At 51.8% G+C, this 13,449-nt stretch carries 13 protein-coding genes; 4 read left to right on the top strand and 9 right to left on the bottom strand.

The features are described 5' to 3' along the window. Positions 1–95: 95 nt before the first annotated feature. On the top strand, positions 96–1,022 hold the full coding sequence (gene rlmF, locus GFC06_RS20110) for a 23S rRNA (adenine(1618)-N(6))-methyltransferase RlmF (RefSeq protein ID WP_016152368.1): 927 nt from the start codon (positions 96–98) through the stop codon (positions 1,020–1,022). On the opposite strand, the gene ybiO is transcribed toward rlmF, so the two are convergent. From ybiO to rhtA, 6 genes are all read right to left on the bottom strand, one after another. Beyond that, positions 1,019–3,256, bottom strand: coding sequence for a mechanosensitive channel protein (ybiO, locus tag GFC06_RS20105; RefSeq protein WP_153690570.1), 2,238 nt, complete (start codon positions 3,254–3,256; stop codon positions 1,019–1,021). The genes rlmF and ybiO overlap by 4 nt on opposite strands. A gap of 118 nt (positions 3,257–3,374) precedes the next feature. Beyond that, positions 3,375–4,097, bottom strand: coding sequence for a glutamine ABC transporter ATP-binding protein GlnQ (gene glnQ / locus GFC06_RS20100; protein WP_003035246.1), 723 nt, complete (start codon positions 4,095–4,097; stop codon positions 3,375–3,377). Beyond that, the gene (gene glnP, locus GFC06_RS20095; protein ID WP_003035248.1) at positions 4,094–4,753 is read right to left on the bottom strand and encodes a glutamine ABC transporter permease GlnP; all 660 of its coding nucleotides are present in this window, start codon (positions 4,751–4,753) and stop codon (positions 4,094–4,096) included. Before glnP ends, glnQ begins: the two co-directional genes overlap by 4 nt. Positions 4,754–4,860: 107 nt before the next feature. Next, entirely contained in the window at positions 4,861–5,607 is a 747-nt protein-coding gene (glnH, locus tag GFC06_RS20090; RefSeq protein WP_016152370.1) for a glutamine ABC transporter substrate-binding protein GlnH, read from the bottom strand. 365 nt (positions 5,608–5,972) lie between these two features. Next, complete coding sequence (gene dps, locus GFC06_RS20085) at positions 5,973–6,476, bottom strand: DNA starvation/stationary phase protection protein Dps (protein WP_153690569.1); 504 nt, start codon at positions 6,474–6,476, stop codon at positions 5,973–5,975. Positions 6,477–6,779: 303 nt separating this feature from the next. Next, a complete protein-coding gene (gene rhtA / locus GFC06_RS20080; protein ID WP_016156069.1) occupies positions 6,780–7,667 on the bottom strand; it encodes a threonine/homoserine exporter RhtA in 888 nt (295 codons plus the stop codon). A gap of 411 nt (positions 7,668–8,078) precedes the next feature. Here rhtA and ompX point away from each other — a divergent pair, with 411 nt between their 5' ends. Next, the gene (gene ompX, locus GFC06_RS20075) at positions 8,079–8,594 is read left to right on the top strand and encodes an outer membrane protein OmpX (protein WP_016152372.1); all 516 of its coding nucleotides are present in this window, start codon (positions 8,079–8,081) and stop codon (positions 8,592–8,594) included. Positions 8,595–8,657: 63 nt separating this feature from the next. Here ompX and GFC06_RS20070 read toward each other — a convergent pair whose 3' ends face one another. Both GFC06_RS20070 and mntS read right to left on the bottom strand, forming a co-directional pair. Further along, positions 8,658–10,244, bottom strand: coding sequence for a phosphoethanolamine transferase (locus GFC06_RS20070; protein ID WP_153690568.1), 1,587 nt, complete (start codon positions 10,242–10,244; stop codon positions 8,658–8,660). 276 nt (positions 10,245–10,520) lie between these two features. Beyond that, on the bottom strand, positions 10,521–10,649 hold the full coding sequence (mntS, locus tag GFC06_RS20065) for a manganase accumulation protein MntS (RefSeq protein WP_153690567.1): 129 nt from the start codon (positions 10,647–10,649) through the stop codon (positions 10,521–10,523). Positions 10,650–10,835: 186 nt separating this feature from the next. On the opposite strand from mntS, the gene mntR reads away from it, so the two are divergent. Continuing rightward, positions 10,836–11,309, top strand: coding sequence for a manganese-binding transcriptional regulator MntR (mntR, locus tag GFC06_RS20060; protein WP_003831586.1), 474 nt, complete (start codon positions 10,836–10,838; stop codon positions 11,307–11,309). Continuing rightward, on the top strand, positions 11,306–12,415 hold the full coding sequence (locus GFC06_RS20055) for an anion transporter (RefSeq protein ID WP_153690566.1): 1,110 nt from the start codon (positions 11,306–11,308) through the stop codon (positions 12,413–12,415). The genes mntR and GFC06_RS20055 overlap by 4 nt, the downstream gene beginning before the upstream one ends. A gap of 80 nt (positions 12,416–12,495) precedes the next feature. Here GFC06_RS20055 and ldtB read toward each other — a convergent pair whose 3' ends face one another. Then, positions 12,496–13,416: a L,D-transpeptidase gene (gene ldtB / locus GFC06_RS20050; protein ID WP_003035268.1), complete on the bottom strand. Its 921-nt coding sequence runs from the start codon at positions 13,414–13,416 to the stop codon at positions 12,496–12,498. Positions 13,417–13,449: the final 33 nt, after the last annotated feature.

The raw sequence follows: 13,449 nt of genomic DNA, 5'->3' as shown, positions 1-13,449 counted from the left end.
CATCAAATAGGTATAAAAAAAGCAAATTTCCTTGCTGTGTGTTTACCGCGTGGCGTTATGCGGGTATCTTACGCCGCTGTTAAAAGGAGAATGCTATGTCCCCCCAGAAACCGGGATTACACCCACGTAACCGCCACAATGGCCGTTATGATCTTGCGACTTTATGCCAGGTTACACCCGAGTTGACGCAATTTCTCACCCTCACGCCGGGCGGCGAGCAGAGTGTTGATTTCGCGAATCCGCAGGCAGTGAAGGCGCTCAATAAAGCACTGCTGGCGCATTTTTATGCGGTGAAAAACTGGGATATTCCAGACGGTTTTCTGTGCCCGCCGGTTCCTGGTCGCGCTGACTACATTCATCATCTGGCCGACCTGTTAGGTGAAACCAGCGGAACCATTCCGGCAAATGCGAGCGTGCTGGACGTGGGAGTAGGGGCAAACTGTATTTATCCGCTGATCGGCGTGCATGAATACGGCTGGCGATTCACCGGCAGTGAGACCAGTAGCGAAGCGTTTAACAGCGCTCAGGCGATCGTAAACGCCAATCCGGGGTTAACCCGTGCTATTCGTCTGCGTCGCCAGAAAGATGCTACGGCAATCTTCAACGGTATCATTCACAAGAATGAGCAATATGAAGCCACATTGTGTAACCCGCCGTTCCATGATTCTGCGGCTTCAGCCCGTGCCGGAAGCGAGCGCAAACGTCGTAATCTGGGGCAGGATAAAGATGATGCGCTGAACTTTGGCGGGCAGCAGCAGGAGCTGTGGTGTGAAGGCGGTGAAGTGGCATTCATCAAAAAAATGATCGCCGAAAGCCAGGCCTTTGGCCGTCAGGTGATGTGGTTCACCACGCTGGTTTCGCGCGGTGAGAATTTGCCTCCGCTGTACCACGCGTTAACGGATGCGGGCGCGGTGAAAGTGGTTAAGAAAGAGATGGCCCAGGGGCAAAAGCAGAGTCGCTTTATTGCCTGGACCTTTATGGATAACGATCAGCGTCGCCGTTTTATGGCGCGTAAACGCTAAAGCGTTGGCTCGGTTGGCGGCAGCGGTTCGCTTGCTGCCGACGCAGGGCCATTCACCGGTGCAGGCAAAACCTGATACGTCTGTACCGGCGCGCGTACGTTGGCCAGATCGAAGTATTTCTTCACCTGGCTGTCGAGCGCGAAACGTACCGTCCACTGTTTCAGCGGTAATGTGGTAAATGAGACCCGTAGCGTGAAGGCCGTATTGGTTAACCCCACAATCCCGGCAAACGACGGCTCGCCAATAATCAGCCCGCGAATATCGTCCTGTTCCATCACTGCAGCCACAGCGTCTTTCAACGCCTGATTCGCTTTATCTGCATCCTCATGGCGGTCTACGTCGTAATTGGCGACGACCGATCCAATCCCGCGCACAAAGTTGGCGAAGGTCGTTATCGATGACCAGGGAATGATATGGTACGCCCCGGTGTCCTGACGGACGCCCACAGAGCGGATGGACATCCGTTCAACCGTACCGGTGAGTGGACCGATGGTCACCAGGTCGCCGGTGTTCATGCCATTTTCGAACTGAATAAAGATCCCGGTAATAATATCTTTTACCAGCGTTTGCGAGCCGAAAGAGATAGCCAGCCCCAGCGCCCCGGCCCCGGCCAGTAAGGGCGCGATATTGACGCCAATTTCGGATAGCACAATCATGATGGTGATCGTGCTGATGATCACCGCCAGCGCGTTGCGAAACAGCGTCAGCAGGGTGCGGGTACGAGCGCTGGGGAGCGGGCGGCCGTGAATATCGGAAGCCAGACGATTTTCAATCAGGCTGGCAAGGATCGTCCAGCCGATGGCGGAGAAGAATAAAATCAGCGCGATACGGATCAGGATATCCACCGTTTTTTCTCCTGCGCCGTAATGCAGCCAGTTCCAGAAGTCGAATAATCCCCAGGCATTCAGTAGCAGCATTACCGCGATGCACACCGTCAGGATCCTGGCCACGCTTAGCGCCGTCGACAGCCAGCCATTCAGCCGCTTTTGTAGTTCCGGATAGCTGCGCTGGGTGTGTGGCGAAAGGGTAATAGTTTTGGCTATCCAGCGGGAAAGCATACCGGAAACAAAGGCGGCGATTCCAATGATCACCAGGCTACGCAGCGTAGCGCCCATCATGAATTTCAGGCTGTTGCCAGGATCAAACAGCGAGAAGAAAAACAGCACAATGAAGTAGGCGCTGGCCAGCCAATGCCATACCAGTGCAAAGGCGCGGATAAACAGGCTGAAAAACGCTAACGATCTTTCCGCTAGATTCAGCAAATGCTGCGTTATCTCTTTCTTGTTTCTGAAAATCAGGTACAGCGCCCATAGCGTGATACACAGCATGATGATGACGTTTGCCATCGCGCCGACCTGCACGTTGACCTGATTCGAGATAATGGGAACGGCAACGATAAGTCCGTATCCAATCAGGCTGCTCAATGAACTTAAACGGCGATTCCAGTAGCGCGCACCGGCATCCTGAATGTTAAACGGGCGCAGTTCGGCCACCGTAGGGCAAAATATCAGGCGTAGAATGGCTTTGAAGAACTCAATCAGCGCAAAGGCATTGAGGAACAGACTTTGCTGAAAGGCGATAGTGCGGCTACCGGCGTTCATTCTGTCGCTCAGTATCTGCCCGACAAACAAAGTCAGCGCCAGCAGAAGCAAATCGATAATGAATGCGCCGATGATCATCGCCGGAAGCTGGAGCCAGTTGCTGCGTTCGCGGTTTTTCCGTCGTGCCCATTGCCCCATTTTGCGATACAGCGGCAGCGCGCACAGGCGAAGCAGCCAGAAAAAACCGAACACTGACGCCGCCAGCATTAAAAAATGGGTCAGGGCATTGGTGAACGTTTGCGGGTTAAAGGTCTTGTGTGGTGCATCGGTAATATTGCGGTAAAGCTGAGCAAAGCGGCTGGAGAGCGCCTCACCGTAGTGGCGGGTGACATCCGTGACGTTTTCCAGCACCGTTTTTTCTTCCGTTAACGTGGGCGGAACAATGGTTGGCACCGGCTCGGCAGGGGGCGCTGTCGCCACTTTGCGTAACTGACCGATCAGTTCCTGGCGCGAGGCGTCATTTTCCAGCACATCAGCCAGTGCGCCGTAGGCCGCTTTCTTCTGTTCAACATCCGGCTCTTTCGCCGGCGCGGTTTGCGCGTTGGTTGACGTTGGCGTAGTGACGCCAGGTATCGTCACCGCCTGAGTCGGGAGACTCACCAGACAAACAAAGATGAACAGGATCCAGCGCATGACTCCTCCCATGAGAAAATAAATTCAAAAGGATAAGTATAGATGTCAGGGCGGGGGAGAAATGAAATGAGAGGATTCTGGTGAAAAACCTCCCTTCAGGCGAAGGGAGGGAAAGCTATCAGGAAACGTGCTGCAAGAATTCCTGTAAACGTTGGCTGGGCGGATTTTCAATCAGGGCCTGCGGATTACCGTCTTCGGCAATACGTCCCTTATCGATGAAAATCAGGCGTGAAGCCACTTTTTCGGCAAAGCCGATTTCGTGGGTCACAATGACCATGGTCATCCCTTCCTCCGCCAGATCCTGCATAACTTTCAGAACTTCGTGGCGCAGTTCCGGGTCCAGCGCTGAGGTTGGCTCATCAAACAGCATCATTTTCGGCTTCACCGCCAGCGCACGGGCGATCGCCACACGCTGCTGTTGACCGCCAGACAGCTCAGAAGGGTAGTGATGCGCACGCTCGGCCAGACCTACTTTCGCCAGCAGCTCTTTAGCCAGTTTCTCGGCCTGTTCTTTATTCGCCCCGCGTACGCGCTGCGGTCCGAACATGACGTTTTCCAGCGCCGTCAGATGCGGGAACAGGTAGAACTGCTGAAACACCATCCCGGCTTCCTGGCGGATTAACCGCTCGTCTACCTTTGGATCGTTTACCTTCAGACCATCGACGATCAGATCGCCAGAGGTTATCTCTTCCAGTTTGTTAATGCAGCGCAGCAGGGTTGATTTACCGGACCCGGATGGTCCGATAATTACCACCACTTCGCCCTGCTGAATGTTCAGGTCAATATTGTGCAGCACCTGGGTTGGGCCAAAGTGCTTAGAAACGTTTTTAAATTCAATCACAGGATTTTCATCCTTCTTTCCAGACGACGCAGAATGAAGCTCAGCACCAGCGTAATGATCAGATAGAACACCGCAACGGCGCTCCAGATTTCCAGTGCGCGGAAGTTACCGGCAATGATTTCCTGGCCCTGACGGGTCAGTTCAGCGACGCCAATGACAATAAACAGCGAGGTATCTTTAATGCTGATGATCCACTGGTTGCCCAGCGGTGGCAGCATACGACGCAGCGCGAGAGGTAAAATAACGTGGCGGATAGTCTCCGTACGTGAAAGCCCAAGCGCCAGTCCGGCTTCGCTGAATCCTTTATGGATTGAGAGCACCGCGCCGCGGGTGATTTCCGCAATATAGGCGCCGGAGTTGATCATGATGGTGACAACGGCGGCGCTAAAGGGATCAATGCGTAAATCGTTAAATGCCATTGGGAGGGCAAAGTAAATAAACATCACCTGCACAACGATTGGCGTACCGCGAATGACTTCGATAAACACCAGCGCTACGTGGTTGGCTATCCAACCGCCGAAAGTACGCGCAAACCCTGCTGCAAGCCCGATTATCAGACCGCCTGCCAGACCGAGGACCGAGATCCACAGGGTCATTTTGGCGCCTTCAATCAAAAGCGGGATGGCGGGCCAGATGGCACTCCAGTCAAACTGCATATTTCGTTCCTGTTACCGTGGTGAGAAAAGTAATGAGCCATAACGCGATGACTCAAAATTGCAGGCCCGGCGGCGCTGGCGCTACCGGGCGTTACAGAACGTTCTTGTTATTTAGGTTCGGTACCGAACCATTTTTTGTAGATTTCGTTGTATGTGCCGTTCTCTTTCAGCGTTTTCAGCGCGCCGTTCACTTTCTCACGCAGTTCATCGCTGCCTTTCGGGAAGGCGATACCGTACTGCTGGGCTTCCAGGGATTCGCCTACTGCTTTGAACTGACCGTTGCCAGCGGTTTTGATGAAGTAAAGAATGTTTGGCGTGTCGTGCAGTACGGCGTCTGCGCGGTTGGTGCCCAGTTCCATATATGCGTTATCGATATTCGGGAACTGACGCAGATCTTTGGTTTTGATGTTAGCTTTCGCGTAATCAACGGAACCCGTGCCGCTCTTCACAGCGACGACTTTACCATCCAGATCTTTCACGCTTTTCACGTCGTTATTATTCGCTTTGACCATCACTAACAGACCGCTTTTGTAGTAGCCGTCAGAGAAGTCGATCGCTTTTTTACGCTCATCAGTGATGGTAATACCCGCCAGCGCCAGGTCGATATTCTTGGTTTGCAGAGCCGGGATGATGCCGCTGAAATCCATTGGTTTCAGTTCATAATCCAGCTTCAGTTCTTTGGCCACGGCAGCCCACAGATCCACATCAAAACCAACGTATTTGTCACCCTGTTTGAATTCGAACGGTACAAATGCGGTGTCGGTTGCGACAACCAGTTTCTTATCTGCGGCATGGGAGGACACCGCAAAAGCCAGGGTAAGTGCAGCCAGTGAGACTTTTAATACAGACTTCATAGGATTTCCTTTTTTATCCACGGGGCGATCCCCTGCGAGAACATATGGCTTAATGAAAAAATCGTGCCAGTTTTGCAACTCATTGTTTTAACAAGAGGGTGTCTCGTTTCTCTGCACAATAAGTAGGGCAAAGTGGGCAATCTGCACTGTTTTGAGGCACTCATTTGGTGCGCACCTGACACAGTGCAAACGGTATGACTATTTAGCGTAAAAATTGTTGATAAAACAATCTTTCGTTAACGATTGTGTGAAGTGATTATTACAAATAATTTACTTTGGAGTGACGAACGATCAATGTCATGCACCATAGATGTGCAAAACCCCCGCCAGGGCGAGGGTTATATAGGTAATTCTTATGTCTGCTGTTATTCAATGTTGGCTTCGATAAACCACAGGAATTTGTCGAGGTCGCGTGAAGCGGCGGTGAAGATATCTGCTGTATCTTCGTCTTTTGCTTCGCTAATGGCTTTACGGACGCTGTTAGCGACGACGGCATAACGATCGGCCAGCTCTTTTAAGTGGTCCTGTACGCTATGGATATCCAGCGGATAGCTTTTCAGAGGCGTTTTGCTGTTAATAACCTGGGTGGTACCCAATGCCACACCGCCTAACTGTACGGCGCGCTCAGCCATGGTATCGAGGTGGTCGGTCAGGGCAGTACGGAAGCCATCGAGCATTTCATGCACAGCAATAAAGTTCGAGCCGCGCATGTTCCAGTGAGCCTGTTTGGTGATCAAAGACAGGTCGATGAACTGGATCACTTGCTGATTCAGCAGCTCTACGGTCGCTTTCTTTTCGCTATCTGTTACATCGTTGCGGGTATAAAGGAGGGCAGATGCTTTTGTTTTTACCAGTTTTGCGGTACTCATATTTTCATATCCTCTTGATAATTATGTCCCAGCTCTTCAACGGGAATAAGTATAGCGTGAATTTTGGATTTATTTTTCTGGTGTTACCTATCACTTTAATAGCGAAGAGAGGGGTGGGTATGAAATAACTAATAAAATCATATAGATATGATGGTTATTAATGGGGGTGTGTTATTTTTATGTTAATGTAAAAATTTCAAGAAATATGCAGATGAGAAAATTATATTTATTAGAATAATTATCACGCAGATTTACAATTGGATATTCTGCATGATTATGCAAACCATGCAGAATAATAAGTGGTTAATTCACGTCAACTTGCTTAATTTGTGGTTCTTTGCGAATAGTGAGCGTCGAACCCATTGATGCGACAATAATGGCGCCCAGAGCGAGCGTCTGGACAAGCGTCAGCGTTTCACCGAGGAAAATCATTCCTGAAACCGCAGCCAGTGCGGGTTCCATACTCATCAGAGTACCAAAAGTGCGCGTTGGCAGCCGCGTCAACGCAATCATCTCCAGCGAGTAGGGAAGCGCAGTAGAGAGGACCGCAATGGCCAGGCCTAACGGCAGAATGGACCAGTGCCACAAGGCATCCCCAGCCTGGAGCGCGCCGATGGGTACAAAAATCAGCGCCGCAATTAATGACCCTACCGCAACGGTCGCCGGACCATGTTCCGCGCCGGCACGTTGCCCGGTAAGAATATAGATTGCCCAGCAGGCGCCAGCGCCCAGCGCCAGCGCAGCACCGGTTAAATCCACGTGAGAAACGTCCTGACCTAACGGCAGCAGGAACCAAAGTCCGAGTACAGCCAGTGCAACCCAAATGAAATCCACCGGACGTCGGGATGAAAACAGCGCTACCGCGAGCGGGCCGGTGAACTCCAGCGCTACGGCAATTCCCAGCGGGACGGTCTGGATTGACAGGTAGAAGAGATAGTTCATCCCGCCCAGAGACAGACCATAAAACAGCAGCGGCAGGCGTTGTTCTTTGGCGAATCGCAAACGCCAGGGTTTAAAGAAGGCAATAAGGATGAGGGTGCCCAGCGCAAGGCGCAATGCGGTAACGCCCGGCGCACCGACGAGTGGGAATAGCGATTTTGCCAGAGATGCTCCGCTTTGAATGGAGGACATAGCAATAAGCAAAACCAAAATAGGCAACCAGACTGGCGCTTTACGTGACGACCCCGGCATCCTTTCTCCTGTCAAATGATAATTACACGCCTTCATCTGCGTGACGTTGCAAATTTGCTACGACACGGATGACGTGATGTATAGAAAAGTAAAACAGCGAGTGTAATGGAAATACGCACCGCTGGTTGAGTATTCGTTGAAAAAAAAATTGCTCAGTTCCGTACAATGGCATGAAAGTGATGGATTAATAATCTGTGTGATTAGGAATATTCTGGATGAATGTGCCATATTGTGCGCGCAATAATGGCATTTTAGGTTAGAAAAGTGATGTTAATTGAAAGAGATAGCGGGTTTCTGAAACGTTCTGTTACATGAAAGACCCCGTTAGACATCGCGAATCGCAAAGAGTTTCCCATCAATTTTTGGTATATTTAAAACTTAGGATTTACTTGAAGCACATTTGAGGTGGTTATGAAAAAAATTGCATGTCTTTCAGCACTGGCCGCTGTTCTGGCTTTCTCCGCAGGTACTGCTGTAGCTGCGACTTCTACCGTTACCGGTGGTTACGCTCAGAGCGATGCTCAGGGCGCAGCGAACAAAATGAACGGTTTTAACCTGAAGTATCGCTACGAGCAGGACAGCAACCCGCTGGGTGTTATCGGTTCCTTCACTTACACTGAAAAAGATCGTACCGATGCGTCTGGCGACTACAACAAAACCCAGTACTACGGCATCACTGCTGGTCCGGCTTACCGTCTGAACGACTGGGCAAGCATCTACGGTGTAGTGGGTGTTGGCTACGGTAAATTCCAGAACGCAGCATCCCCGGCTGATAACCACACCACCAGTGACTACGGTTTCTCTTACGGTGCTGGTCTGCAGTTCAACCCGATCGAAAACGTTGCTCTGGACTTCTCCTACGAGCAGAGCCGTATTCGTAGCGTTGACGTTGGCACCTGGATCGCTGGCGTGGGTTACCGCTTCTAATCACTTCGGTGATACAAAAAATCCGCCTCTCGGGGCGGATTTTTTTTGTGCGCAACTCAGAGATTAACGAGATTTGGTCTCAAAGATGTCGGTACCCAGATGGTTGTAGTCCACCTTCTGCAATTTGAAGTTGGTGATGTACACCGGGCCAGCCTTTTTCTCTGAAATAAAGCGATAGCTGTTGGTGATTTCCTTCGCGCTTATCCCCGTCCACTGCGAGAAAAAGCTGAGGAAATCATTGGCGGAGCGACGGGCTTTAATCACCCGGTGCGCTTTATCATCGCTCGACAGCACCATAAATGGTACCTGGAAATTCTGCTGGAACTGATCGTCATGCGCCAGGTACTGCACCTCTTTCCCCCGCTCTTTAAACGCGAGGCCATGATCGGAGAAATAGACCATCGAGAAGCTGTTATCGCTGTTACGTAACTGATCGTAAAGCTGGCGCAGCAGGTCATCCGTCTGCGTCATGGTGTACAGATAGCAAGATGTCTCTTTTGACTGGACGAAAGTCTCGTATTTACCCTGCGTCCGGTCGCAGGCCTGCGGATGCGAGCCCATTAAATGCAGCACGATAAGCTGTGGCTGAGTGCGCTCGGTTGCCAGCACCTGGGCGGTCATCTTCAACAACGCTTCGTCACGGGTATTTTTATCCGCTTCGAAATCACCGCTTTTGAGGAACTGAACTTCATCAGCTCGCTTCGCAATGCTGGCGATGGCCGTATCGTATTCACCAATCTGTCCCTGATTGGAGAACCACCACGTCTGGAATCCCGCGCGGTTGGCCAGAGTGACAAAGTTATCCTGGAACTGGGGTTTATCGTCGACCACCCGATTTAGCGTCAGGCCGAGTGATTTTTGTGTCGAACCGCTTGCCGCGATGTAATCCGCGAAGATGTAGCCGTTAACGGAACTGGCAAACGGCGTGTTATCCCAGTGACCGCCAAAAGCGCCTAACGCATCGCGGCGGGCGCTTTCGCCGATGACCACCACGTAGGTATGATACTTCGGCTTCACGGCGGTTACCGTCCAGCTGTCTTTCACGCTCGCCAGCTTCGCCATACGCTCTTGTTCGTCGAGCACTTCGTTGTTATTAACGATAACGTCCTTGGCAAAGCGGAAAACCGGATAGCCGGTGTCTTTCAGCTTGAACACGCCGCCCCAGGCCAGGTTTTGCACCGGGGTTACAAAGAACGCGACTATGCTGAACAGCAAACAAATACTGTCGAACTTATTCCAGCTACGCTGCGGCACCTCTTTTTTACGGCGTACGGCGATAACACCGAGGGCGAAAATAAACACCCCAACCAGATAACTGTACCAGGGGAAGATGGTGAGGATTTCAGTAGACTCTTCCATATTGGTTGAGTGCAGCGCCAGCAAGGTATTGAAGTTCGGCGAACCGTAAGCCTGGCCAAACGGGAAGTACATTGCCGCTACCAGCGAGCAAATGCCAATCAGCACTTTCTGCGCACGCGGCGCGCTGCGCCACAGCAGCATCAATATACAGGTGAAAGCAACGCTATAGAGCAGGCTAAGCGGATAGCCCAGCGCAAGGTTGATCAGCAGAGACTGTAAGAAATAGAGGCCAGTCCACGGACTAATCGCCCGGCTACGAGCAATGATTGAATCTTTGAGGGTTAAATTCATATGCCACTGTTACAAAAACGCCATGTGCTTACCCTGGCGCTAAGGGTCATTGCCTGCCTGAGAGAGCGAGAAGGGGGATAGGGTCCGCATCCGCGAGCCGCAATATATGCAGGGCTGCGAAAAGATAGAGTGTGTGCAAGAGAAGGTCAACTACTACTAAGAAATTGTTTTGCGAGGGGCGTGGCAAAACTGACAAAAAGAAGGGTTATTGGCACGAAAACGATCACCGTATCCGAGTTACGGCAGGAAAATGAAGCGGCGTACCGCGACGCCGCATTATTTATCTGCAGTTTTGTCCTGCTCTGGTTTGCTGTTAATCATGTCGCACAGCATAGAGATCAGCATTAACCGTACTTTAAAGGGAGAGTGGCTAAACACGCGTATACACCTCTTAAATTCATTCATATAAACCTCCTGACTTCACGATCCCATCAGTCCTTGAGGGATGTCTTTATTATATACAGATATAGCACAGGCTATATTATATAGCTATTGCTAAAACGTTAATTTTTTGTGCCCACGCAACTCTGGTTTACAATGAGCGTTCTCTAATCAGATGCCGTTAACGCGTCACAGTAACGAGGAAGCAGAATGAGTCGTCGCGCAGGTATGCCAACAACAAAAAAAGTGACGCAATTGGTGAATGTCGAAGAACACGTTGAAGGATTTCGTCAGGTCCGGGAGGCACATCGCCGTGAGCTGATTGATGACTACGTAGAGCTGATTTCCGATCTCATTATTGAGGTGGGTGAAGCGCGCCAGGTAGATATGGCCGCACGGCTTGGGGTTTCCCAGCCGACGGTTGCTAAAATGCTTAAGCGTCTTGCTTCAGTTGGGTTGATTGAAATGATCCCCTGGCGGGGCGTGTTTTTAACCGCAGAAGGTGAGCGACTGGCTCAGGAGAGTCGGGAGCGTCACCAGATTGTGGAGAATTTCCTGCTGATGTTAGGTATCAGCCCGGAAATTGCCCGTCGCGACGCGGAAGGAATGGAGCATCACGTCAGTAAGGAAACGCTGGAGGCTTTTAGCCGGTTTACGCAACAGCAAGGCACAGGCTCTGAATGAGTTTTCCTTTACTACGCGCCTTACAGCGCGATCGCTTTTTTCAGCTGTTAATCATCGTCGGGGTTGTACTGAGCCTGTTCGTGCCGTTTACGCCAAGGTCGTGGCCGGGGGCGATAGACTGGCACACGATCATTACGCTTAGCGGCCTGATGTTACTGACCAAAGGCGTGGAGCTAAGCGGTTACTTCGATGTGTTAGGGCGCAAGATGACCCGGCGCTTTAACACCGAACGTCAATTGGCGATATTTATGGTGCTGGCGGCGGCCCTGCTGTCGACGTTTCTGACCAACGATGTTGCGCTGTTTATTGTTGTTCCGCTGACGATCACCCTGAAAAAATTGTGCGCCATTCCTGTAAATCGCCTGATTATCTTTGAGGCGCTGGCGGTAAACGCCGGATCGTTGCTCACGCCAATAGGTAATCCGCAAAACATTCTGATGTGGGGACGCTCCGGCTTATCGTTTACCGCGTTTACCTGGCAGATGGCGCCGCTTGCGGGGACCATGATGCTGACATTGGTGGCGCTGTGCTGGTTCAGTTTCCCGCATAAAGCTTTGCATTATCATACCGGTACGCGCGCGCCTGACTGGCAACCGCGCCTGGTGTGGAGCTGTCTGGGGCTGTATATCATTTTCCTGGCGGCACTGGAGCTAAAACAAGAGCTGTGGGGCCTGGCGATCGTCGCGGCAGGATTCATGGTGCTGGCTCGCCGCGTGATCCTCAGCGTGGATTGGACGCTGCTGTTGGTGTTTATGGCGATGTTCATTGATGTGCACTTGCTGACGCAGCTCCCGGCCTTGCAGGAGATTACCCACCAGATTGGCACGCTTTCAGCGCCGGGGCTTTGGTTGACGGCCATTGGCCTGTCGCAGTTTATCAGTAATGTTCCCAGCACGATTTTGCTGCTGAACTACGTCCCGCCAACGCTGCTGCTGGCCTGGGCGGTCAATGTGGGCGGTTTTGGGTTGTTGCCGGGATCGCTGGCGAATCTTATTGCTTTACGGATGGCAAACGATCGACGGATCTGGTGGCGTTTTCATTGGTATTCGGTGCCGATGCTAATATGGGCGGCGCTGGTAGGGTATGGTTTATTGCAGGTGATGTGAGGATGGTGCCCGATGGGGCTGGCGCTTATCGGGCCTACAGGTCAAGTAGGCCCGATAAGGCGAAAGGGCAGTTTTGATGCTTAGTTCAGACGAACCGGCATACCTGAACGGTTCTGTACCGCCTGCTCAACGACGGCCTGATCGACGTCAGACTGACCGGTGATGCTGGTAATGCTCTTGTTCAGCGTAATCGGTACGATTTCCCCGCCTTCGAACTGTGCTTCAGTGGTAGACAGTGGGTTGTGTACCTCGATGTAACGGCTGCCGTCTGGTTCAGTCGTGGCTTTTACCGGCTCATCGATAAACTGTACGCGGGTGCCGACCGGCACATTTTCAAACAGGAATTTGATGTCGTCGTTACGCAGACGCACGCAACCGTGGCTGACGCGTAAGCCGACGCCGAAGTTAGCATTGGTGCCGTGGATGGCGTACAGGCGACCGATATACAGCGCGTACAGGCCCATCGGGTTATCCGGACCTGCCGGAACAACGGCTGGCAGTGGTTCGCCAGCAGCGCGGTATTCCGCATGCATTTTTGCCGTTGGCGTCCAGGTTGGGCCCGCTTTTTTACGTTCTACTTTGGTGGTCCAGTTGATTGGCGTGTCTTTGCCCAACTGACCAATACCGATCGGCAGAACAATAACGGTGTTGGTGCCTTTCGGGTAGTAGTACAGACGCATTTCAGCGCTGTTAATAACAATACCTTCATGCACGGTATCCGGCAGGATCAATTGCTGAGGTATGTTCAGTACGGTACCGCCCTTCGGCAGGAAGGTATCCACGCCCGGGTTGGCTTCCAGCATATTAGACAGACCCATCTGATACTCCGCCGCAAAATACTCCAGCGGTTGGGTGTTGCCTTCAGGAATAGTGATGACCTGGTTTTGGCCGATCAAACGGCTGCCATCGGTAGGCAGCGGGTACGTGACGGCAGAAGCGGTGTTACAAAAACCAACTATTGCGAGTGCCGCCGCGAAAAGCGTTGTTAATTTCATATTCATGTTCATGTATGCGAGATTCAGTGCCAGGCAGGC

Origin of the sequence: Citrobacter braakii (genome assembly GCF_009648935.1) — a bacterium.
GTDB lineage: Bacteria > Pseudomonadota > Gammaproteobacteria > Enterobacterales > Enterobacteriaceae > Citrobacter > Citrobacter braakii.
Note: the sequence above shows the minus strand (reverse complement) of the source record. Positions and strands in the feature narration are given on the sequence as shown.

Coding starts and splice junctions, on each gene's coding strand:
- rlmF (WP_016152368.1), top strand. CDS start 96: ATGTCCCCCCAGAAACCGGGATTACACCCACGTAACCGCCACAATGGC.
- ybiO (WP_153690570.1), bottom strand. CDS start 3,256: ATGCGCTGGATCCTGTTCATCTTTGTTTGTCTGGTGAGTCTCCCGACT.
- glnP (WP_003035248.1), bottom strand. CDS start 4,753: ATGCAGTTTGACTGGAGTGCCATCTGGCCCGCCATCCCGCTTTTGATT.
- glnH (WP_016152370.1), bottom strand. CDS start 5,607: ATGAAGTCTGTATTAAAAGTCTCACTGGCTGCACTTACCCTGGCTTTT.
- dps (WP_153690569.1), bottom strand. CDS start 6,476: ATGAGTACCGCAAAACTGGTAAAAACAAAAGCATCTGCCCTCCTTTAT.
- rhtA (WP_016156069.1), bottom strand. CDS start 7,667: ATGCCGGGGTCGTCACGTAAAGCGCCAGTCTGGTTGCCTATTTTGGTT.
- ompX (WP_016152372.1), top strand. CDS start 8,079: ATGAAAAAAATTGCATGTCTTTCAGCACTGGCCGCTGTTCTGGCTTTC.
- GFC06_RS20070 (WP_153690568.1), bottom strand. CDS start 10,244: ATGAATTTAACCCTCAAAGATTCAATCATTGCTCGTAGCCGGGCGATT.
- mntS (WP_153690567.1), bottom strand. CDS start 10,649: ATGAATGAATTTAAGAGGTGTATACGCGTGTTTAGCCACTCTCCCTTT.
- mntR (WP_003831586.1), top strand. CDS start 10,836: ATGAGTCGTCGCGCAGGTATGCCAACAACAAAAAAAGTGACGCAATTG.
- GFC06_RS20055 (WP_153690566.1), top strand. CDS start 11,306: ATGAGTTTTCCTTTACTACGCGCCTTACAGCGCGATCGCTTTTTTCAG.
- ldtB (WP_003035268.1), bottom strand. CDS start 13,416: ATGAATATGAAATTAACAACGCTTTTCGCGGCGGCACTCGCAATAGTT.